This is a genomic window from Neobacillus sp. YX16 (assembly GCF_030123505.1).
GTDB lineage: Bacteria > Bacillota > Bacilli > Bacillales > Cytobacillaceae > Neobacillus.
In genome coordinates this window covers 3662191-3681391 of sequence record NZ_CP126115.1, presented here as the reverse complement: position 1 = coordinate 3681391, position 19201 = coordinate 3662191, and the positions used below count along the sequence as shown (strand labels likewise).

Annotated in this window: 18 protein-coding genes and 2 pseudogenes; 18 read left to right on the top strand and 2 right to left on the bottom strand. The window is 38.7% G+C overall.

The annotated features are described in order from the left end of the window. Positions 1–53: 53 nt before the first annotated feature. The 15 genes from QNH48_RS17890 to QNH48_RS17820 all read left to right on the top strand — a co-directional run bounded on the left by QNH48_RS17890 (position 54) and on the right by QNH48_RS17820 (position 14509). Entirely contained in the window at positions 54–533 is a 480-nt protein-coding gene (locus QNH48_RS17890; RefSeq protein ID WP_283951397.1) for an SRPBCC family protein, read from the top strand. Between the two features lie 86 nt (positions 534–619). Continuing rightward, positions 620–1375 (top strand): maleate cis-trans isomerase family protein, encoded by a 756-nt coding sequence (locus QNH48_RS17885; protein WP_283951396.1) that lies wholly within the window; start codon positions 620–622, stop codon positions 1373–1375. 36 nt (positions 1376–1411) lie between these two features. Next, the gene (locus QNH48_RS17880; RefSeq protein WP_283951395.1) at positions 1412–2293 is read left to right on the top strand and encodes an FAD binding domain-containing protein; all 882 of its coding nucleotides are present in this window, start codon (positions 1412–1414) and stop codon (positions 2291–2293) included. After that, positions 2290–2766, top strand: a complete 477-nt coding sequence (locus tag QNH48_RS17875; protein WP_283951394.1) for a (2Fe-2S)-binding protein — start codon at positions 2290–2292, stop codon at positions 2764–2766. The genes QNH48_RS17880 and QNH48_RS17875 overlap by 4 nt, the downstream gene beginning before the upstream one ends. A 19-nt stretch (positions 2767–2785) precedes the next feature. Next, the gene (locus QNH48_RS17870) at positions 2786–5155 is read left to right on the top strand and encodes a xanthine dehydrogenase family protein molybdopterin-binding subunit (protein ID WP_283951393.1); all 2370 of its coding nucleotides are present in this window, start codon (positions 2786–2788) and stop codon (positions 5153–5155) included. Positions 5156–5319: 164 nt separating this feature from the next. Continuing rightward, the gene (locus QNH48_RS17865) at positions 5320–6174 is read left to right on the top strand and encodes a branched-chain amino acid ABC transporter permease (RefSeq protein WP_283951392.1); all 855 of its coding nucleotides are present in this window, start codon (positions 5320–5322) and stop codon (positions 6172–6174) included. After that, complete coding sequence (locus tag QNH48_RS17860) at positions 6175–7164, top strand: branched-chain amino acid ABC transporter permease (RefSeq protein WP_283951391.1); 990 nt, start codon at positions 6175–6177, stop codon at positions 7162–7164. It begins immediately after the preceding gene. Further along, positions 7139–7888, top strand: coding sequence for an ABC transporter ATP-binding protein (locus QNH48_RS17855; RefSeq protein ID WP_283951390.1), 750 nt, complete (start codon positions 7139–7141; stop codon positions 7886–7888). The genes QNH48_RS17860 and QNH48_RS17855 overlap by 26 nt, the downstream gene beginning before the upstream one ends. Before the next feature lies 1 nt (position 7889). Beyond that, positions 7890–8594: an ABC transporter ATP-binding protein gene (locus QNH48_RS17850; protein WP_283951389.1), complete on the top strand. Its 705-nt coding sequence runs from the start codon at positions 7890–7892 to the stop codon at positions 8592–8594. 13 nt (positions 8595–8607) lie between these two features. Continuing rightward, the gene (locus QNH48_RS17845; protein ID WP_283951388.1) at positions 8608–9855 is read left to right on the top strand and encodes an ABC transporter substrate-binding protein; all 1248 of its coding nucleotides are present in this window, start codon (positions 8608–8610) and stop codon (positions 9853–9855) included. 88 nt (positions 9856–9943) lie between these two features. Further along, positions 9944–11173 carry a benzoate/H(+) symporter BenE family transporter gene (locus tag QNH48_RS17840; RefSeq protein WP_283951387.1) on the top strand — a complete coding sequence of 410 codons (1230 nt, stop codon included), beginning with the start codon at positions 9944–9946 and terminating at the stop codon, positions 11171–11173. Next, positions 11124–12419, top strand: coding sequence for an MFS transporter (locus QNH48_RS17835; RefSeq protein WP_283951386.1), 1296 nt, complete (start codon positions 11124–11126; stop codon positions 12417–12419). The genes QNH48_RS17840 and QNH48_RS17835 overlap by 50 nt, the downstream gene beginning before the upstream one ends. A 163-nt stretch (positions 12420–12582) precedes the next feature. Further along, on the top strand, positions 12583–13635 hold the full coding sequence (locus QNH48_RS17830; protein ID WP_283951385.1) for an XdhC family protein: 1053 nt from the start codon (positions 12583–12585) through the stop codon (positions 13633–13635). Further along, the gene (locus QNH48_RS17825) at positions 13628–14227 is read left to right on the top strand and encodes a nucleotidyltransferase family protein (protein WP_283951384.1); all 600 of its coding nucleotides are present in this window, start codon (positions 13628–13630) and stop codon (positions 14225–14227) included. Before QNH48_RS17830 ends, QNH48_RS17825 begins: the two co-directional genes overlap by 8 nt. Positions 14228–14374: 147 nt before the next feature. Then, a complete protein-coding gene (locus QNH48_RS17820) occupies positions 14375–14509 on the top strand; it encodes a hypothetical protein (protein WP_283951383.1) in 135 nt (44 codons plus the stop codon). Positions 14510–14581: 72 nt separating this feature from the next. On the opposite strand, the gene QNH48_RS17815 is transcribed toward QNH48_RS17820, so the two are convergent. Then, positions 14582–15799 (bottom strand): ROK family protein, encoded by a 1218-nt coding sequence (locus QNH48_RS17815; protein ID WP_283951382.1) that lies wholly within the window; start codon positions 15797–15799, stop codon positions 14582–14584. 239 nt (positions 15800–16038) lie between these two features. Between QNH48_RS17815 and QNH48_RS17810 the strand changes: the two genes are divergently transcribed. Beyond that, a complete protein-coding gene (locus tag QNH48_RS17810; protein ID WP_283951381.1) occupies positions 16039–16857 on the top strand; it encodes a purine-nucleoside phosphorylase in 819 nt (272 codons plus the stop codon). A 56-nt stretch (positions 16858–16913) separates the two neighbouring features. On the opposite strand, the pseudogene QNH48_RS17805 reads toward QNH48_RS17810, so the two are convergent. Next, positions 16914–17069 (bottom strand): annotated as a pseudogene (locus tag QNH48_RS17805) (DMT family transporter); the annotation flags it as partial. Between the two features lie 407 nt (positions 17070–17476). Here QNH48_RS17805 and QNH48_RS17800 point away from each other — a divergent pair. Beyond that, positions 17477–17675: pseudogene (locus tag QNH48_RS17800) on the top strand (3-hydroxyacyl-CoA dehydrogenase family protein); the annotation flags it as partial. A gap of 78 nt (positions 17676–17753) precedes the next feature. Further along, positions 17754–19106: an MFS transporter gene (locus QNH48_RS17795; protein WP_283951380.1), complete on the top strand. Its 1353-nt coding sequence runs from the start codon at positions 17754–17756 to the stop codon at positions 19104–19106. Positions 19107–19201 lie beyond the last annotated feature (95 nt).

The following is a 19201-nucleotide window of genomic DNA, read 5'->3' as shown; positions in this document are numbered from 1 at the left end:
AATTGTTCCTAATCTTGAGCATTATTACTAGATTACAAGGGGTGTTTGAATAGATGAATCTTGAAGGAGAAGCTAAATTTTCAATGGATGTAAATCAGTTATGGAATTCACTACTAGATGAAGGAATTTTGAAAAAGGTCATTCCTGGCTGTCATGAATTGGTCTTAAAAGAAAGTGGTGAATACGATGTAGTTTTAAAATTGGGAGTGGCTGCAGTCAAGGGAGAATATGTAGGAAAAGTAAAAATAGAAGGTGTAGATAAACCAAATTATTATATTCTTCATGCCTCTGGAAGTGGAACTCCTGGTCATGTAGAAGCAAAAATGCATTGCCGATTATTTGAGACAGATGACGGATCTAGACTTGAATGGAACTGTGACGCGGAAATAGGCGGTACCATTGCAAGTGTCGGAAACCGAGTTCTTGGCGGGGTGGCAAAATTTTTAGCCGGAAAGTTTTTTAAAGATATTCAAAAAGCGGTTAAATCAGCATCAATAGAATCTCCTGTAGATTCTGCCATTAACATGGAATAATACTCTTCGAATATAGCATTTATAGTTAGTTGGATCTCCGTAAAAGCAAATCTATTTAAACTAAATTAAAGGTGGTTTTAAAAAGAATGACAAGACATTATCGTGTAGGATTAATTGTCCCAAGCTCTAATACAACAATGGAAACTGAGATTCCTGCCATGCTTCATGCGAAAATGAAAGAATCTTCTGAAGCCTCTTTTACCTTTCACTCCAGCAGAATGAGAATGAAGCATGTTTCAAAAGAGGAATTATCAAAAATGGATGTGGAAAGTGACAGATGTGCGGTTGAATTATCTGATGCACGCTGCGATGTGCTTGCTTATGCGTGTCTTGTTGCCATCATGTGTCAGGGAGCGGGCTACCATATAAAATCGGAAAATAGGTTGTACGGTGCAACAGTTGAAAACGGAGGAGCAACCCCGGTAATCAGCAGTGCTGGGGCATTAGTGGAGGGTATAAAAACCATAAATGCAAAGAAAGTCTCGATTATTACCCCATACATGAAACCTTTAACTCAAATGGTAATTGACTATTTGGAACAAAGTGGAATCGAAGTGATTGATTCAATCAGTCTCGAGGTCCCGGACAATTTAGAAGTTGGGAGATTAAATCCAAATAATCTTCCAGAGATTGCAAAAAAGCTAAATATTCAAGGTGCTGATGCGGTCGTTCTTTCTGCATGTGTACAAATGCCATCTCTTCCATCAGTCCAAAAGGTCGAAGATGAGTTGGGACTGCCAGTATTGACCGCTGCCACTTCAACTGTCTATAAGATATTAAAGCAATTGGAGCTAGATACTTTCGTCCCTAATGCTGGAAGCTTATTATCAGGAAAATATTAATTGAAAAAATGAACCTAGTAAAAGGAGGTCATCTTAATGAAGCCCCCAAAGTTCTCCTATCTAAGACCCAATAATCTCCGAGAAGCTCTTGATATGCTTGCTGAATATGGAGAAGATGCCAAGATCATGTCTGGAGGCCAAAGTTTAATTCCGTTATTAAACATGAGGCTTTCGACTCCTGGCTACATAATAGATATTGGCAGAGTTGCAGAATTGAAAGGAATTAGAGAAGAAGAAGATGCCCTTGTAATCGGCGGGATGACTCGTCATGTGGATGTTGAAAAGTCAGCATTGGTTCAGGAAAAATGCCCGCTTCTGACTGAAGGAATTCGCTGGGTAGGACATAATCAAATTAGATCGAGGGGAACCATTGGCGGAAGTATCGCACATGCTGATCCCTCAGCTGAACTGCCATGTATGTTAACCGCCTTAAGAGGCGAAATCGTTGTTGTTTCAAGTGAGGAGGAAATGACCTTATCACCTGAGGAATTTTTTCTAAGTTATTTATTAACGACCCTGGAGCCAAATCAGCTTATAAAGGAAATTCGCTTTCCGAAAATCAAGCAGGGAAGTGGATTCGCGTTTGAAGAGGTCGCTAGAAGGCATGGGGATTTCGCTTTAGTAGAGGTAGCATCCGTTATAGAGCTTAATCATAATGGAACGATAGTTGATGCAAAAATCGCTCTAGGTGGTGCAAATTCGGTTCCTTTTATCCCGGAAGCAACCGAGGAGTTTTTAATAGGAAAGAAGCCTAACGATTCCATTCTCAAAGAAGCTGCTGTCCTTCAACTAGATGAATTGGATCCTGAGGGAGATATACATGGTTCCAAGGAATACCGTCGATATTTAACAGGCGTATTGCTAGAAAGGGCATTAAATAAAGCGATTGAACGGGCTTGGGGAGGAGTAATCGTATGAGCTATTCTAACGTCAAAATTAAAGTGAATGGGAAAGTAATTGAAAAAGAGATTGAATCAAGATGGCTGTTATCAGATTTTTTACGGGATAAACTTGGTCTGACTGGAACTCATGTAGGTTGTGAACACGGTGTTTGTGGAGCGTGTACGGTATTACTAAATGGTGAGCCTGTCCGATCCTGCTTAATGCTTGCTGTTCAGGCTGATGGTTTAGAAGTTGAGACCGTGGAATCACTTGCAGAAGAAGATGGTACCTTCCATCCCATCCAACAAGCATTTGCTAATAATCATGCCTTACAATGTGGATTTTGTACTCCAGGTTTTCTAATGTCTGTAAAAAACTTCATGGAAACTCATCCGGACCTGCCAACAGATGATGAAATCCGCGAAGCAATCTCTGGTAACCTTTGCCGTTGTACGGGATACAGCAATATTATTAAAGCTGTGAAAGAGGCATACGTACTCAAATGTTAACCAAAGGAGGGACCCGAGCGTGAAACAATTTGTTGGGCAAAATGTAAAAAGAAAAGAGGATCATCGGCTGCTTACTGGTTCTGGAAAGTTTGTAGCTGATATTCGAATAGAAAATATGGTCGAAGCAGCCATCCTGAGGAGCCCTTATGCTCATGCAAGGATAAAAAATATTGATGTTTCGCAAGCGAAAAATCATGAGGGCGTCCTGGATGTCATTATCTCGGATGATTTAGAGGGAAATGTAAAACCTTTCACTGAATTCGTAGAATTCACCTTGCCTCCACAGCTAGAAGCTGATATCAAACCAATAATTAAGCAAAACCCTGAACCGATGTTAGCGCAGCATAAAGTAACCTTTGTCGGTCAAGCGGTTGCCATCGTTTTAGCCGAAGATCGCTATATTGCCGAGGATGCACTGGGATTGATTAAAGTCAGCTATGAGCCTTTGCCTGTGGTTACGGACCCTTACGAAACGATAAAGGACGACGCCCCCGTTATCCATCCACATCTGGGGAATAATATCCAATCGCATTTTGAGGTAAAGGTTGGAAATATTGACCATGCTTTTAGCCAGGCAAATCACATTTTAAAAACAAGAATAAAAACTCCGAGGGTATCGGGAAATCCGCTGGAGACAAGGGGCGTAATTGCCGAGTACCAAGAACGCAATCAACAACTCGATGTTTGGTCATCTACTCAAGTACCATTTATGGTTAGGTCCTATCTTTCAAAGCTAGTTGGATTGGTCGAAGGCAATATTCGTGTTGTTGCCCCAGATGTTGGCGGCGGATTCGGTCCGAAATGTGCGGTCTATCCAGAGGAAATTATTATTCCTTATCTAGCGATGAAATACAAACGTCCAGTTAAGTGGATTGAAGATCGTCTTGAGCATATGCAGAGTACCAGACATTCCCGTGATCAGGTACATGATGTTGAAGTTGCTTTTAGAAATGATGGAACCATTCTTGGATTGAAAGATCAGTTCCTCTTAGATAATGGAGCACATAACTCATTTGCGTTATGTTGTGCCTATAACTCAGCAGCCCACTTGCGGGGGATGTATCATATTCCAAATTATGATATTACTGGCCGAATCGTTTTAACAAATAAGACACCTAACGTACCTTATCGTGGGGCAGGGAGGCCCGAGGCCGTTTATGTTATGGACCGAATCATTTATATGATAGCTGACAAGTTAAATCTTGATCCAGTGGAAGTATCAATGAGAAATTTCGTACGTCCTGAACAAATGCCGTATGAAACAGGTATTTTTTACCGCGATGGAGCGAATATGGTACTTGAAAATGGCGACTACGTAAAATCTTTACAGCAAGCGATGAAAATAGCCGGATATGAGGAATTCCGTCAACAACAAGAAGAAACAAGGAAAAATAACAAAAATATTGGAATTGGTTTTTCGTCTTACATTGAAGGAACAGGTATTGGTCCATTTGAAGGTGCTGCAGTTAAAGTTGACTCAACCGGACATATTTTGGTTGGTGTTGGCTCTAGTCCACACGGTCAAAGTCATGAAACCACTCTCTCTCAAATTTGTGCCGATGTGTTCGGCGTAAATCCAGAGCAAGTATCGGTACGGGCAGGAGATACAAGTCTGCTTCCATATGGTGTGGGAACATTTGCCAGCAGGGGCGCTGTTACGGCAGGATCAGCGGTTCATGGTGCTTCCAAACAATTAAGAGAAAAATTCCTATTAATTGCAGGGGAAATGCTTGGAGTTACAATCGATGAATTGGAAATGCATAGCGGTAAAGTATATTTAAAACATTCGCCTTCCCAATTTGTTACATTACAGGAAATTGCTCAGGCAGCTAAACCTGGCCCTCGCTGCAAGGTTCCAAAAGGAATCGAGCCAGGCGCGAGTGCAACCTATTACTTTGTACCACCAACCGTAACATTTTCTTCTGGCTTTCACGTAGCAGTTGTGGAGGTAGACAAGGAAACAGGATTTGTCGATATCTTGCGTTATATTGTCGTTCATGATTGTGGCCGGGTCATTAATCCTAAGATCGTTGATGGTCAAATTCAAGGTGGAGTGGCACAGGGGATTGGCGGTGCTCTTTATGAAGAAATTATTTACGATAAAAACGGTCAATTGGTGACGGGAACTTATATGGACTATTTAATCCCAACTGCCATGGAGGTCCCTGAAGTTGAAATGGGTCACCAAGAGTTTCTCTCCCCTCACAACCCGATTGGGATTAAGGGAGTGGGAGAAGGTGGTGCCATCAGCCCGCCAGCAGCGATTGCCAATGCTGTTTGTGATGCAATGAGACCATTAAAAATAGAAATCAACTCTCTTCCAATTAGCCCTAATAAATTAAGAAGTTTAATAGAAGAAGCGGAAAATGCAGAAAGTGTATTAAAATAAGCAAAATCAGAAAGCTTTTTAGAATTTTTTTAACAGTAAAACAACATAAGCACAGTGATAATAAAAAAAACAAATCAAGGGTGAGAATAACCTTATTAAAGGATCTGACCCTTGACCATTAAATAGAATAAACCATGTATACAGAAAGTAGAGGGAGGCTGAAGATGGAATACGTTATATATGGAATCATTACTGGTTGTATCTTAATCATTGCTTCCATTGGTTTTTCGATGGTTTGGAAAACAGAAAATTTCTTAAATATAGCACATGGTCAAATGCTTTTGATCGGTGCGTATATGGCCTATCTTTTTAAAAGCGTACTCAACTTTCCATTTGCCTTGGCAATGATTCTGTCTGTCATCGCTACAGCTGTGTTAGGGCTTTTATTAGCTAAGGTATTCTATTTTCCTGTACGGAAAAATGGAATTCTAGTATTACTATTCACTTCCATAGGTCTTTCTTGGGTAATCTACGGGATCGTTCAGGCGATTGTTGGTCCGCAAATCAGAACATTTGGACTAGAGACTAGCAATATGATTGAAGTGTTTGGCAGTCAGATTCTCTCCTATCAGGAATTGTTTATTATCCTCATCTCGTTAGCGTGTGTTTCTTTCCTTCATTATATTTTAACAAAAACAAAAAACGGCAAAGGTTTCAGAGCAATGGCTGAAAATCGTGATTTAGCACAAATAAGGGGAATTAATTCTAAGAAGCTATCAAATTATGTTTGGCTGATCTCATCAGGATTAGCAGGTCTGGCTGGGATCCTTCTTGCCATGACTGGTACTTTAAACATGGAGTTAGGCTGGCATCAAATTTTAATCATTATGTCGGTGGTTATCGTAGGAGGAATGGGCAATTTATACGGAACCATGCTTGCTGCATTAATTATCGGATTGAGTATGGATGTTAGCACGATGATAGTCCCTACGTCATACAGAACAGCAATAGCATTTGTTATTGTCATTCTTGTCCTTTTAATTCGTCCTCAAGGACTGTCAAAGGGTGGTGCTCATTAAATGGAGATTCTAGTTTTTTTATCAGGGCTCATAGCATTAGGTGGAATTTATGCCATGCTTGCGGTGGCATTAAATATCAATGGTGGACTACTGGGGCTTTGGGATCTAGGGGTTGTCGGTTATTTCGCAGTGGGTGCTTATTCCTATACATTGCTTACAATCGATGCGCCTGAGGGACTTGGGCTTCCAATGATTGCGGGTGTTATTGGTTCTGTCATCATCACAGGATTATTAAGTTTATTTATTGGCTATACCTCACTTCGTTTACAGAGTGAATATCTTCTAATTACAACATTTGCGTTTGCTGAAATCATTAGAATATTTGCTTCAAATGAAGAGTGGTTAACAAATGGAAACATCGGATTTTTTGGCCTAGATAAACCATTTCAGGAATTCATCCCTGGTGCAAATTACATGCTATTTTTCACAGGATTAGTGCTGCTAAGTTTGGCCATATATTATTTCTTTGCCCAAAGGCTGGCCGATTCTCCAATGGGCCGTTATATGCGGGCTATTCGTGAAAATGAAATAGTAACGCAATCGATAGGAAAGAAAATATTTGCCACAAAGTTAAAAGTGTTTGTTTTAAGTAGTTCCATGATTGGATTAGTTGGATGCTTTTATGTTTGGTACATGTCTATCATCGCACCGAATATGTTTACCTCCGCTATAACCTTTACAGTCTGGACAGCACTTGTATTGGGCGGGATCGGAAATAATCGTGGAGCTGTTATTGGTGCATTCGTACTCATTCTGGTTCAAGAAGCGACACGCTTTATCCCAGTACCAGCTGAATATAGTGTCGTATTAGCAGGATTAAGGCAATTTGTCTCCGGGATGATGTTGATACTTGTACTACGCTTCCTTCCACAGGGATTAATCGCTGAAAAGTTTAAATCAGTTGAAAAGCTTTTTAAGTTCCATGATAATTCGTTAATCCTTGAACCGAAGGGAGTAGGGAAAAATGCTGCAAGTCAAGGAGCTGAGTAAAAACTTTGGCGGCGTTCAGGCCGTTAAAAATGTAACGTTGGAGGTTAATAAAGGGGAAATTGTTGGACTAATCGGTCCTAATGGAGCAGGAAAAACAACCCTTTTTAATATGATTAGTTTATTTCTGCCTTCAAATTCGGGTGAAATCTCCTTCTTGGATGAAAAAATTGATACTTCAACTCCCGAGGCCGTAGTGGGAAAAGGGCTATTAAGGACTTTTCAGACTCCAGTAGGCTTTTCAAAATTAAGTTTGTTAGAAAACTTAATGGTAGTACCCTCTAATGATAGCGAAGGATTGTTTTCTATTTTTTATAAAAAGAAGAAAATTACCCGCACAGAGCAAGAACATTATGATAAAGTTTGCGGGCTGCTCCGGCAATTTAATTTATATGAAAAACGAAATGAACTTGCTGAAAATTTAAGTGCCGCAGAATTGAAATTGCTGGAATTATGCCGCCAGTTAATGGCAAATCCAAAAATCATGCTGTTGGATGAACCTGCATCAGGTGTAAATCCAATCATGCTTGATAAAATGGTACAACATATCTTAAGACTTAGAAGTGAAGGAATGACTTTTCTTGTTATTGACCATAATCTAGGTTTTATCTATCGGATATGTGATCGGATCTATTGTCTTGCAAATGGAGAGCTAATCGCGTCAGGTACTCCAGAAGAAATTTCCAATAATGAAAAGGTTAAATCTGTATACTTGGGGGCGAGTTAAAATGAGATTTCTTGAAGTAAAAGATGTTGTTTCGGGTTATGGAAAAATCCCCATTTTACATGGACTCAGTCTCCATGTAAATCAGGGGGAGATGGTGGGGATTATTGGTTCTAATGGTGCCGGGAAAACAACCTTAATGCATACCATTAGCGGTTTGCTTCCTGTGATGAGCGGTTCGATTTCTTTTCAAGGGAAGCGGATTGACAATGTATCCCCAAGTGATATTTCAAAGATGGGCTTAGGATATGTTCCACAGCGAAAAAATGTCTTTGCGGAATTAACTGTTTTTGAGAATCTTGAAATGGGTGCATACACACTTAAAAAGCCTAAGAAAAAAATAGATGAGATGTTTGAGATGTTTCCCCGCCTAAAAGAACGGATTAATCAGAAAGCGGGAACGTTAAGCGGCGGAGAAAGACAGATGTTGGCTTTAGCAAGTGCATTGATTGTGAACCCTAAATTTCTTCTCCTAGATGAACCGATAACTGGATTAGCTCCTCAAATTATTCAAGGGTTAATCGCAATGATTGTTGAAATTCGTGATAAAGGCACAACTGTAATATGGGTCGTTGAGGAAAATCCAAAAGAAGTATTAAAGCATGCTGATCGTGTTTATTTAATGGACTCTGGAATCATTAAAATGGAACGGACTGGAAAACAATTTTTGGAAGAAGAAAATTTCGAAGAATTATTCTTGGGTCACTAAGGGGGAGAAAGAAATGAAGAAAGTATCGATGGCTGCTATATCAATTTGTACTGCGCTGACCGTTATGACTGGATGCGCAAGTTCTACAGGAAGTTCAGGTACTAGTGGCTCAAGCAGTGATGGTGATATTAGCGTTGGATTTTTATCAGGGCTTACTGGCTGGCTTGGAGCGTTTACAAAAGAGAATATCAATTCTATTTTATTGGCAAAAGATGAAATTAACGCAGCAGGTGGAATCCTAGACGGAAAGAAAATTAATATTATCGACGTAGATACAGCTTCTACTGTTGAAGGCTCTATTAAAGGGTATCAAAAGCTGGTCAATGCAGATAAGGCTGTTGCAGCCATTGGACCTGAAACCGAATCTATGCTTGCTTTATTAAAAGAAGCGCCAAAATCAAAAGTGCCGATCATGTCCGCTTTTGCAGGCTCAACAGAACTTGATGAAATTGGCGGGAATTTTGCATTCCGAACAGCGGCATCGGATTCAACGATTGGAGAGGTTCGTGCAAAAGTATTGATTGAGAGCGGTATTAAAGAAATAGCTGTTATGGTAGGAAATTACGAAGGTGCCCAAAGTGATGTTGAGAGATTTAGAGAAACGTATGAAAGTTTGGGCGGTAAGATTCTAGCAGAGGTAACCTTTAATACTGGCCAGAATACGTACAATGGTGAATTGAAAAAGATTGCCGATGTGAATCCAAAATTAGTATATTATTCTGGTGCGATTGACACAGCACCTACGATTTTTAAATCAGCAAAGCAAAGAGGTTATAATTGGGAATGGTATGTAACACCAGACGTTGCTGTACAAGAATTTATTGATGTTATTGGAAAGGATATCGCTGAAGGAATTAAGACCATAATTCCAATGGAAGATGAAAATAATGAAGGCTTCAAGCGATTCAACAAGGACTACCAGGCCAAGTTTAATGCTAAACCATCTGGCGGATACTATAATGCCAATACGTATGACTTATTAATTGCTTCTGCTTTAGCTATGGAAGCAGCAGGTGAAGCAAGCGGCAGTGCGATTAATGAAAAAATCCGTGAAGTCACGAACCCTCCGGGCAAGGTAGTTACGACCTTTGAAGAGGGACTTAAGGAACTGCGTGCAGGAAACGATATTGACTATCAAGGTGCCTCTGGTCCCATTGACTTTGACCAACACGGAAATGTATTATCTTCCTATGCTTTAATGGAAGTTAAAGATGGCGAATGGAAACAAAATGAGTTTTTCACTGCAGATTTTCTTGAATAGAAATTTCTGAATAGTGAAAAAATAATAAACAAAGAGGCAGATATTGAATTTGCCTCTTTGTTATTTAAAATGTTGGGGGGTACATAGAATGAGGAAGGGTGGTCTACATCCGCTAAATATACCTTCATTACAACAATCAACAGCATCGATTCATCCCCAGAATCTTTCGTCAGGTATTGTTTCTGGATTACTGGCAGTCACTGGTCCGCCCGTGATTATTTTAGAAGCAGCAGCAAATGGCAGTTTTTCAGATGCTCAAACAATTTTTTGGATGTTTTCCGTCTATTTTTTTGGAGGGCTTTTTAGTATTGTCCTTCCAATATACCATCGGATTCCCATTGTGGGTGCCCACTCCATCACAGGAGTTGCTTTCTTAGCTACCATCACTTCGCAGGTACCTTACAATCAATTAATTGGCAGCTATATTATATCAAGTCTATTAATCTTTTTCGTCGGGATTCTCGGGTTATTCTCTAAATTTATGAAATATGTTCCAAAGCAAATTATCGCAGCGATGATGGCAGGAATCATTACGAGCTATGTTGTGAGATTAATTGTTTCTGTACAACACCTGCCTCTGATTGGGGGAACCGCTTTGCTCACATATTTATTGTTTTCAAAGTGGAAATTACGAGTCCCGCCGGTGATAGCGGCCGTTTTTTCTGGATTCTTCGTTTTGTTTCTGACCTATAATTTTGATTCAGCAGCGGAAAGTACAATTGGTTTTGTGGTGCCACAATTACAACTGCCAGAATTTCATCTTTTAAACGTTTTTACCGTTTCAGTGCCTTTGGCCTTATTAATCCTGAGCAATGACGCGGCACCAGGAATCGGCGCATTGGAACAAAACAAGTATAAGCCTCCCATTAATAGAATTGTTACGTTAAGTGGAATATTTTCTCTCTTTGCAAACTTATTTGGCGGTCAGTCTGCAAATGTTGCGGGAATGATGACAGCTATTTGCTCAGGAGAGGAAACAGGTTTGAAAGAAAAAAGGTATATAGCGGCTATAGTATCAGGAGTTATTATCTTATTGTTCGGTATTTTTGCCTGGTGGATGGTGCCTCTTATTAAATCCTTACCGGGTGATTTTGTGTCAATGCTTGCAGGATTTGCTCTAATTGGCGTTTTGGGTTCCAGCCTAAATCTAAGTTTTTCGCAGCCAAACATGATAATGAGTGTTACATTTACCTTTGTTATTGCCATGTCAAACATAAGTGTATTTTATATTAGTGCACCTGTATGGGCGTTAGCAGGAGGAGCCTTAATTGCAAATTTTATTGAAAAGAATAAAGATAAGCAGGCAGGAAAGGGGTGAATATATGGGAAAGGCTGCTCTTACCGTGGTAGAAAGTAAACCCAGATTTTATTATGGATATATTATCGTGGCCCTCTCTTTTACTGCTATGTTTGCAGCCGTGGGAATCCGTGGCACTTTTGGAACCTTTGTTACCCCATGGGAAGAATACTTTTCAGTTAGTCGAGTATCGGTAAGTATCGTATCTTTCTTTAGTCTTTTTATTTACGGTATTAGCCTTGTAGTTGCCGGTAGACTTGCAGATAAAATAGGGCCACGTAAAGTTTTAACCTATAGCATGGTTCTAATAAGTTTTTGCTTGTTAGGCTCATATTTTGCAACAAGTATCTGGCATATATTAATTTTATATGGTTTCATAGGCTCTATTGGATTTGGATTTGCCTCAAACATTACTGTATCCGTTGCTATCGTAAGGTGGTTTAAGGAAAAGAAGGGACTAATGATTAGTATTGTAGTAGTAGGTATGGCAGCTGGTCCGATGATTTGCACACCGTTAAATGTGTATTTAATAGAAAAGATTGGCTGGAAATGGCTCTTTGTCCTTTATGGCGGGGTTTATGCCTTACTTCTAATCCCACTATTTTTCCTATTTTTTCGCGACCATCCGATAAATGATCAGCTGGAAGAAGGAAAAGATACAAAAATTAAGGAGAAAACAAATAAAGATGGCTTATTTACAATATTTCGATATCCAATCACGTGGGTCATTATCACAACTTATTTTATATGTGGATTTACTGATGTTGGTTTGATTTATACGCATTTGGTTCCGCTAGGGGAAGGTATGGGATATTCTAGGTCTCTAGTTGGCAATGCTATGCTAGTATATGGAATCTCAAATATTGTTGGTACAATCGCCGTTGGGTATATAACTGATAGATTCAGTAATAAAAAATTACTTTCTATTTTATTTATATTTAGGATTATTGCATTACTACTATTGCTAAATGCGGATCAACCTATACTGTTATTTACTTTTGCTTTTTTTTATGGGTGTACTGATATTGCAACTATAGCCCCTTTTACAATGGTATGTTCCAAAATTTTTGGAATCAACAGAATGGGGTCAGCTTTTGGAATGGTAAGCTTTTTTCACCAATTCGGAGCTGCATTTGGTTCGTTAATTCCAGGGTTTTTATTTAGTGTCTCACTAGACTATAAATCAACACTGTGGCTTTGTATTATACTCCTACTCGCTAGCGCTATCATTATCCAAACTATTAATGTGAAGAAGAAATTAGATTGAACCCGCATCTATGGAAATAAACCTTTTCTTAGAAATAGGGAAAGTTTATTTGTTTTTTTACTAAGCAAATCTGGAATCTCAAAAATTAACAGATAATTGAAAACATTCTCAAAAAAGTATATTATTACAATAAAGTAACATTTACTAGGGGAGGAACTCGATTATGTCACAATTAAAAGAATTTCGTACAATCATGAATGCGATTAAATCTGTTTGGGAAAAGGATAAAAAAGCTTCTATTGTTATGTTAATTGGTGTTAATGGATCAGCATACAGATTGCCAGGCGCAAAAATGATGATGGCAGAGGATGCTGAAATGATGGGAACAATCAGTGGTGGGTGCTTAGAAGGTGATATTTATGGTTATGCTGAAAAAGCTCTCCAACAAGGAACACCGACGATTAAAAACTATGATCTAAGTGACAACGAAATCTGGAGTTTGGGAATTGGCTGTAAAGGTTCATTAGAAATTCTTATCCTTCCGGCAAAAAGGGAGGATCCATTTTGGAAGTTGACTGACAAATTGTTAAACGACGAAGAGGAATTTTCTTTTATTATTGAAATACAAACAGGGGTTAAAGCAATAGTAACAAAAAATGGAGATATCATTGGTGACAGTGAATACCTTCCTTCCGACGTGTACGAAAGTGCACTAAAGAGCCTCAAATCACAAAAGCGAGCTGAAATTGTGAAATGGGAAGAGAGTAAATTTGTGATTGATGCAATTCGTCCAAGCCAAAAATTAATAGTAGCAGGTGCTGGAAAGGATGCAATACCAGTAGTAGAATTTGCTGCAAAAGCAGGATTTTCCGTAACTGTACTAGATCCGCGTAGTGAATTTAATATAGAACGTTACTTCCCTGCTGCACATCATCTTGTTGATCTGCCGGAAAATATAAATCCAGAAAATGTAAGTAATGCATGGTGGGTTATTATGAATCATTTGCAGAGTCGCGATGAAGAGGCTCTCTATCTAGCCCTAAAAAGTAATCCGAAATACATTGGTGTTTTAGGACCTGTATCAAGAACACATGAAATGATATTAAATATAGGAGAGGACCTAACCATTGGAAAAGAGATTTTTTCACCTATTGGTCTAGATATAGGCGCAGAAACGATGGAAGAAGTGGCAATAAGTATTGTTTCTGAATTGATGGCGGTACGATCCAATCGTGAGGGGAATTCACTAAAAGGGAAAATGAAGATTCATGCCTAAGTTAGGGGCCATCATTCTTGCAGCTGGATTGTCTAAACGAATGGGCAAGCCTAAACTTTTATTGCCCCTAAAAGGAAAACCACTTTTTCGTTATCCACTTGAACAAGCAATAAGAAACCACATGCAGCCGATCTGTTTAATAGCGGGTCAACACATACAGGCCTTTAAAACCGAATCCTCGGATTTATTAAATGTAGAATATATTTATAACCCTAGCTATGAAAAAGGGATGTCATCCTCACTAAAAATTGGGATTGAAAATATTAAGTATCGTACAGATGCCACCTTCATTTTTTTAGCAGATCAGCCATTTGTTCCTGATTTGGTCATACGATCAATGATTGAACAGTTTAGTAAAGATACACGTATTGTTCGACCCCAGTATCATGGCAATTTCGGTCATCCCATTTTAATTGATAAAAGCTTATATGATGAATTTCTAAATTTAGAGGGTGACCAAGGTGGTAAAGAAATAATAAATAAATATAAAAACGATACAAAAATTCTTTCATTTGATCACACATTTTGGGGTATGGATATTGATACACCTGAAGATTATCTAAAAACTAAACAACTCTTAAAATATGATTGAGGAATTTGGAGAGGAAGGTAAGGTGTAGAGAACTAGATTACAATTCGTAGCGATACATCCTGTATGGAATTAGCTTGCAGACATCAAAAAGTTTAATCCATTTATGATAAAAAAAGGACACTAATAAAATTTATCATAAATATGCTAGTGTCCATTTTTTATCGATACGGATATGAAGAGTTTAACGATACGTTCATGTACTCTGATACGATGCGTGGGCAAGAAGAAGAAGAGAAAAAAATGAAGTTAAAAAACAACAACAAGTTCTTTATCCAAATATAGATAAAAATCGAGAAATAGAGTCCATTACAGAATTATCAAAACGATTCATAATAAATATCAATCAACAACTTTTCATAGCAGGATCTCTTCAGTGAAATAATCCAGTACCATACATCCAGCTCCCTGGGCTACGATGTTGTAGGCTGCGGTTGATTTTATAATCTGAACATGACTTTTAGGGTAGTGCATGAGTCGATTCTTTGCTGTTTCAGAGACCACTTCGTAAAAAAGAGGTTTCGGGACTAAGGTTCCTCCGCAGACAACTATATCCGGTCGCAAAAGGAAAATTAGATTACTAAGACCGATGCCAAAATAATAAGCTGCATCCTTCACTACCTCAAGGCAAAGAGGGTCTTCTTCCTCAAGAGCATTTAAAATATGATGAAAATCGATATCATCTACATCATTAATCCTATCTTGAAGGAAAGAAACACGATCACGCTTTATCCGACGGACCACTTCATTACGGATGGCTGGCAAGCTGCTATATGCTTGTAGACAACCATACGAGCCGCATGAGCAACGCCGTCCGTGTACATCAACTACCATATGTCCCATGGCATCATCCATCTCCATTTTATTACGAACCAATCTACCTTGTAAGATGGTACCGCAACGAATTCCCATATCACTTGAGACGAAAACTAAATTATCTGTTTCTTTCCAATAGTTTTTACGGTATTCAGCTAATGCTGCTAGATTTGTTCCGTTATCTATGAATACATTAGTATGATTATATTGTTGTAAATAGTCGACTATGTTAAGGTTGTCCCAGCCCGCTGCAGGAAACAGATGTGGGTTTATGATAACCCCAGTTTCTTTGTCAATTGGATCAAGAACGCCAATTCCCATTCCCAGCAATTTCTCTCTTTGAATATTGTGTTTGGACAGTAGTTCATCGACACATCGGGAGACAAAATTTAATGTGTACTCCCCTGTACATTGTGAATCCATCCTTAATTTTTCACTGTCTACGATATCTAATTTTAAATCAAGGAGCAGCACTGTGGTGTATAAGTTGGTGATTTCAACACCAATTAGATAATATGCGCCAGGCTTGATGACATACATCAAAGGTTTACGTCCTCCACTTGACTCCCCAATACCACTATCGTAGATAAGTCCTTCCTGAACAAGCTCGTCCAGTAACCGTGTACATGTCACAAGTTTGTATCCAGTAATTTCAGTAAGTGTATTAATCCTGACCGGTCCTAACTTACGAACTAGGCTATATAAAAGTTTTAGGCTCTTTGTTTTAGGTGATGTTAAGCCTGCAAATTGCTTGAACATTAACTTCCTCCAAATCAATAAGGATATTTTATATTTTAGCTGATTAATTCATATAAGAGAAGATAGTACGAGAACTTTCTTTGATTTTGAAAAAAAGAAACCTGATAAATAGTGATTAAAAGTATATTTAAAGATTGTTTATATAAACTTTTTTTCAAATTGGTATTTAGTTATTTACAATGTAAGCAAAATCTATTACACTTTTTTTATAAATTGGTATGAAAAAGGAGATATTTTTAATGCATAAACTGCAAGATATTTTAGAAGCTAGAGATTTCGTCATAAGTAAGACTGGCAATCGTCCAACGATTGGTATGATTTTAGGATCAGGATTAGGAACTCTTGCAGATGAAATCGCGAACCCTGTCACAATTCCTTATTCCGAGATTCCTCACTTCGCAAAATCTGAAGCAATTGGCCATGCAAACGAATTAGTAATCGGGGAACTAATGGGAAAGACCGTAGTGGCGATGAAGGGACGTTTTCATTATTATGAAGGCTTTACGTTAGATGAAGTCACTTTTCCAGTTCGTGTAATGAAGGCGTTGGGTGTAGAGAATCTACTCATTACGAATGCATGTGGTGCTATTAATACAAGCTTCAACCCAGGAGATTTAATGTTAATTACGGATCATATCAATTTAGTCGGTACAAATCCATTGATTGGGCCAAATAATAATGAATTAGGAACCCGTTTCCCTGATGTTTCTCAAGTATATAATCGTGAATTACGAAATATTGCTGCTAATGTAGCAAAAGAACAAAATATCACTTTACAACAGGGCGTTTATGCTTGGTGGAGTGGACCAGCGTACGAAACTCCAGCTGAGATCCGTATGATTCGAACATTAGGAGCGGATGCTGTTGGTATGTCAACTGTCCCAGAGGCGATTGTAGCGATTCACGGAGGGTTGAAAGTACTTGGTATTTCCTGTTTAACCAATATGGCATGCGGGATTCTAGATCAACCATTAAGTCATGATGAAGTCATTGAAGTGGCTGCAATGGTAAGAGAGAAATTTATCAACCTAGTTAAGGAAACCATTACAAGAATGTAATCCATTAAATTCATCTGACTTTTTATTATCAAGGTAGAAAGTCAGCTTTTCTACTTTTAGGAAACGAGTTTTAGTCCAATGGTTGCACTTAGGATTAATGCAATACATGCCATTCTTCTCCAATCTTTTGATTCGCCGTAAATCATAATTCCTAATAGTGCTCCACCATAGGAGCCACTTCCTGTCCATCTTGCATAAGTAGTCCCCATAGGCTTCGACAAATTCCTAATAAGTAACTTTTCCCATGGTAAATCTGAGGTGCACTCTAATTGTTAGGCACATACAACTAACAATTGGAGGTGCCTATTTTTTTTATGAAGGAATACCCTATAGATGCAAAATTACACAGGTGGAAAGCAAAATATCAAAAACATTGAATAGTTGGTTTACGACATTCCTATACAAATTACTCATTTGAGATTAAAATGGACGTACTTACTTATATGAACAGAGCGTCCATCGAAGAACCACTGCATCTTCGTAATCGAGGGGTGGGAAAATAAATCAATTGAGATAGGGATTAGACAATTGGAAATCATCGTGAAGCTTCACGCTGTGGGATCCTCATTAATGCCGATGTTGAGGTTTTGAATAACGTTGGACATCCTATCAAGTATTAATAAATTGTCTTTTTGCAATTGAAGCAATGAATATGTTGATGGAAGGTGTCGCCTCGACGGAAGAAATTGATAAATCAATAAAGTGCCCCAATGAGTCCACTGGAGTTAGCGGATTTAGTTGGATTGGATGTAAGACTAAGGAACATGGAATATTTCTATAAAGCATTATGGAAAAAATATCGTCCATGTCCTCTATTATAAGGATTGGTTATTGATTAAGAATTCAAAGCGAAGGGTGTTACTCGAGTTACAAACAACTTAAAGGTGTGATGACGATTGAAAGAAGGAAAAAAAGAAAACCAAGCAATTAAGGCAACAACCTCAAGCGTAATTGGATCAACAATCGAGTGGTATGACTTTCATATATATGGATTAACTGCGGCTCTTGTCTTTCCAGCTTTATTTTTTCCAAGTTCTGATCCACTCATTGGTACCATTGAGTCCCTTGCAACGTTTACTCTCGGCTTTATCGCACGACCTGTTGGAGGGATCATTTTTGGCCATTTCGGTGACAAAATTGGACGGAAATCTATATTAGCAATCACCCTATTGCTCATGGGATTTGCAACATTTATAATCGGATTACTTCCTACTTATGAAACGATTGGGGGATGGGCACCAATACTTTTGATTGCTCTGCGTCTAATTCAAGGAATTGCAGTTGGTGGAGAGTGGGGGGGGGCCATCTTAGTTACCATTGAACACGCCCCGCATAATAAGCGCGGTCTTTACGGAAGTTGGCCACAAATGGGTGGACCATTAGGACTTTTTATTGCGACTTTGGTTTTTACTATTGTCTCCTCTTTGCCAGAAAGGCAATTTCTATCCTGGGGATGGAGGGTACCTTTCTTAGCTAGCATTCTTTTAGTCACCATAGGTCTGTTCATTCGACTAAAGTTGGCAGAAACCCCAGAATTTCAAAAGTTAAAGGATTCCAGAAAGGTATCAAAGACGCCTATTTTGGAAGTGTTGAAGTTTCATAAAAAAGCACTAATTCAAGTAATGGGTGCTCGTTTTGCTGAGAGTGGCACATATTTTATCTTTAGCATGTTCGTCCTAACGTATACGACAACTCAGTTAGGATTACCTCGATCGGTAGCAGTAAGCGGAGTAATGATTGCTACAATTTTGGAAGTGATCGCTATTCCACTTTTTGGTCGACTTTCTGATAAAATCGGACGTCGTCCTGTTTACATGGGGGGAGCTATATTCACAGCCTTGTTCGTATTTCCTTTTTTCTGGTTACTGGATACGAAAACAACACCATTGATTTGGTTAGCCATTGTGTTAGGTTTGGCTATTGGACACGCAGCAATGTACGGTCCACAAGCTGCTTTCTTTTCAGAGATGTTTGGGGCAAATGTTCGCTATAGTGGGATCTCTCTTGGTTATCAGTTGTCATCGATATTAGCTGGGGGGTTGGCACCTATAGTGGCGACTTTCCTTTTATCATGGTCCGCCGGAAAATCGTGGTTAGTTGCACTTTATGCCTTGGGGATGGCGTTGATTACCATTTATTCAATCTATTTTACCAAGGAAACTAACAACAAAAATACATTAGCAACTAATAATACTAACAAAGATAAAGTAAGCGTAAGTGTCAAATCAACTCATAGGTCATCCATGTGATAAACTTTTTAGAAAAATTTGGGATGTACTGCAATGAAAGAACAAAACTTGTAGAAGCTAGACAAAGAGTATGAATTATTATAAGGAGGATTACA

What these genes read in the sequence shown, in the direction of transcription:
- QNH48_RS17890 (WP_283951397.1), top strand. Translation starts at nt 54, where the DNA reads ATGAATCTTGAAGGAGAAGCTAAATTTTCAATGGATGTAAATCAGTTA.
- QNH48_RS17855 (WP_283951390.1), top strand. Translation starts at nt 7,139, where the DNA reads ATGCTGCAAGTCAAGGAGCTGAGTAAAAACTTTGGCGGCGTTCAGGCC.
- QNH48_RS17865 (WP_283951392.1), top strand. Translation starts at nt 5,320, where the DNA reads ATGGAATACGTTATATATGGAATCATTACTGGTTGTATCTTAATCATT.
- QNH48_RS17815 (WP_283951382.1), bottom strand. Translation starts at nt 15,799, where the DNA reads ATGTTCAAGCAATTTGCAGGCTTAACATCACCTAAAACAAAGAGCCTA.
- QNH48_RS17810 (WP_283951381.1), top strand. Translation starts at nt 16,039, where the DNA reads ATGCATAAACTGCAAGATATTTTAGAAGCTAGAGATTTCGTCATAAGT.
- QNH48_RS17825 (WP_283951384.1), top strand. Translation starts at nt 13,628, where the DNA reads ATGCCTAAGTTAGGGGCCATCATTCTTGCAGCTGGATTGTCTAAACGA.
- QNH48_RS17885 (WP_283951396.1), top strand. Translation starts at nt 620, where the DNA reads ATGACAAGACATTATCGTGTAGGATTAATTGTCCCAAGCTCTAATACA.
- QNH48_RS17840 (WP_283951387.1), top strand. Translation starts at nt 9,944, where the DNA reads ATGAGGAAGGGTGGTCTACATCCGCTAAATATACCTTCATTACAACAA.
- QNH48_RS17850 (WP_283951389.1), top strand. Translation starts at nt 7,890, where the DNA reads ATGAGATTTCTTGAAGTAAAAGATGTTGTTTCGGGTTATGGAAAAATC.
- QNH48_RS17830 (WP_283951385.1), top strand. Translation starts at nt 12,583, where the DNA reads ATGTCACAATTAAAAGAATTTCGTACAATCATGAATGCGATTAAATCT.
- QNH48_RS17880 (WP_283951395.1), top strand. Translation starts at nt 1,412, where the DNA reads ATGAAGCCCCCAAAGTTCTCCTATCTAAGACCCAATAATCTCCGAGAA.
- QNH48_RS17845 (WP_283951388.1), top strand. Translation starts at nt 8,608, where the DNA reads ATGAAGAAAGTATCGATGGCTGCTATATCAATTTGTACTGCGCTGACC.
- QNH48_RS17860 (WP_283951391.1), top strand. Translation starts at nt 6,175, where the DNA reads ATGGAGATTCTAGTTTTTTTATCAGGGCTCATAGCATTAGGTGGAATT.
- QNH48_RS17875 (WP_283951394.1), top strand. Translation starts at nt 2,290, where the DNA reads ATGAGCTATTCTAACGTCAAAATTAAAGTGAATGGGAAAGTAATTGAA.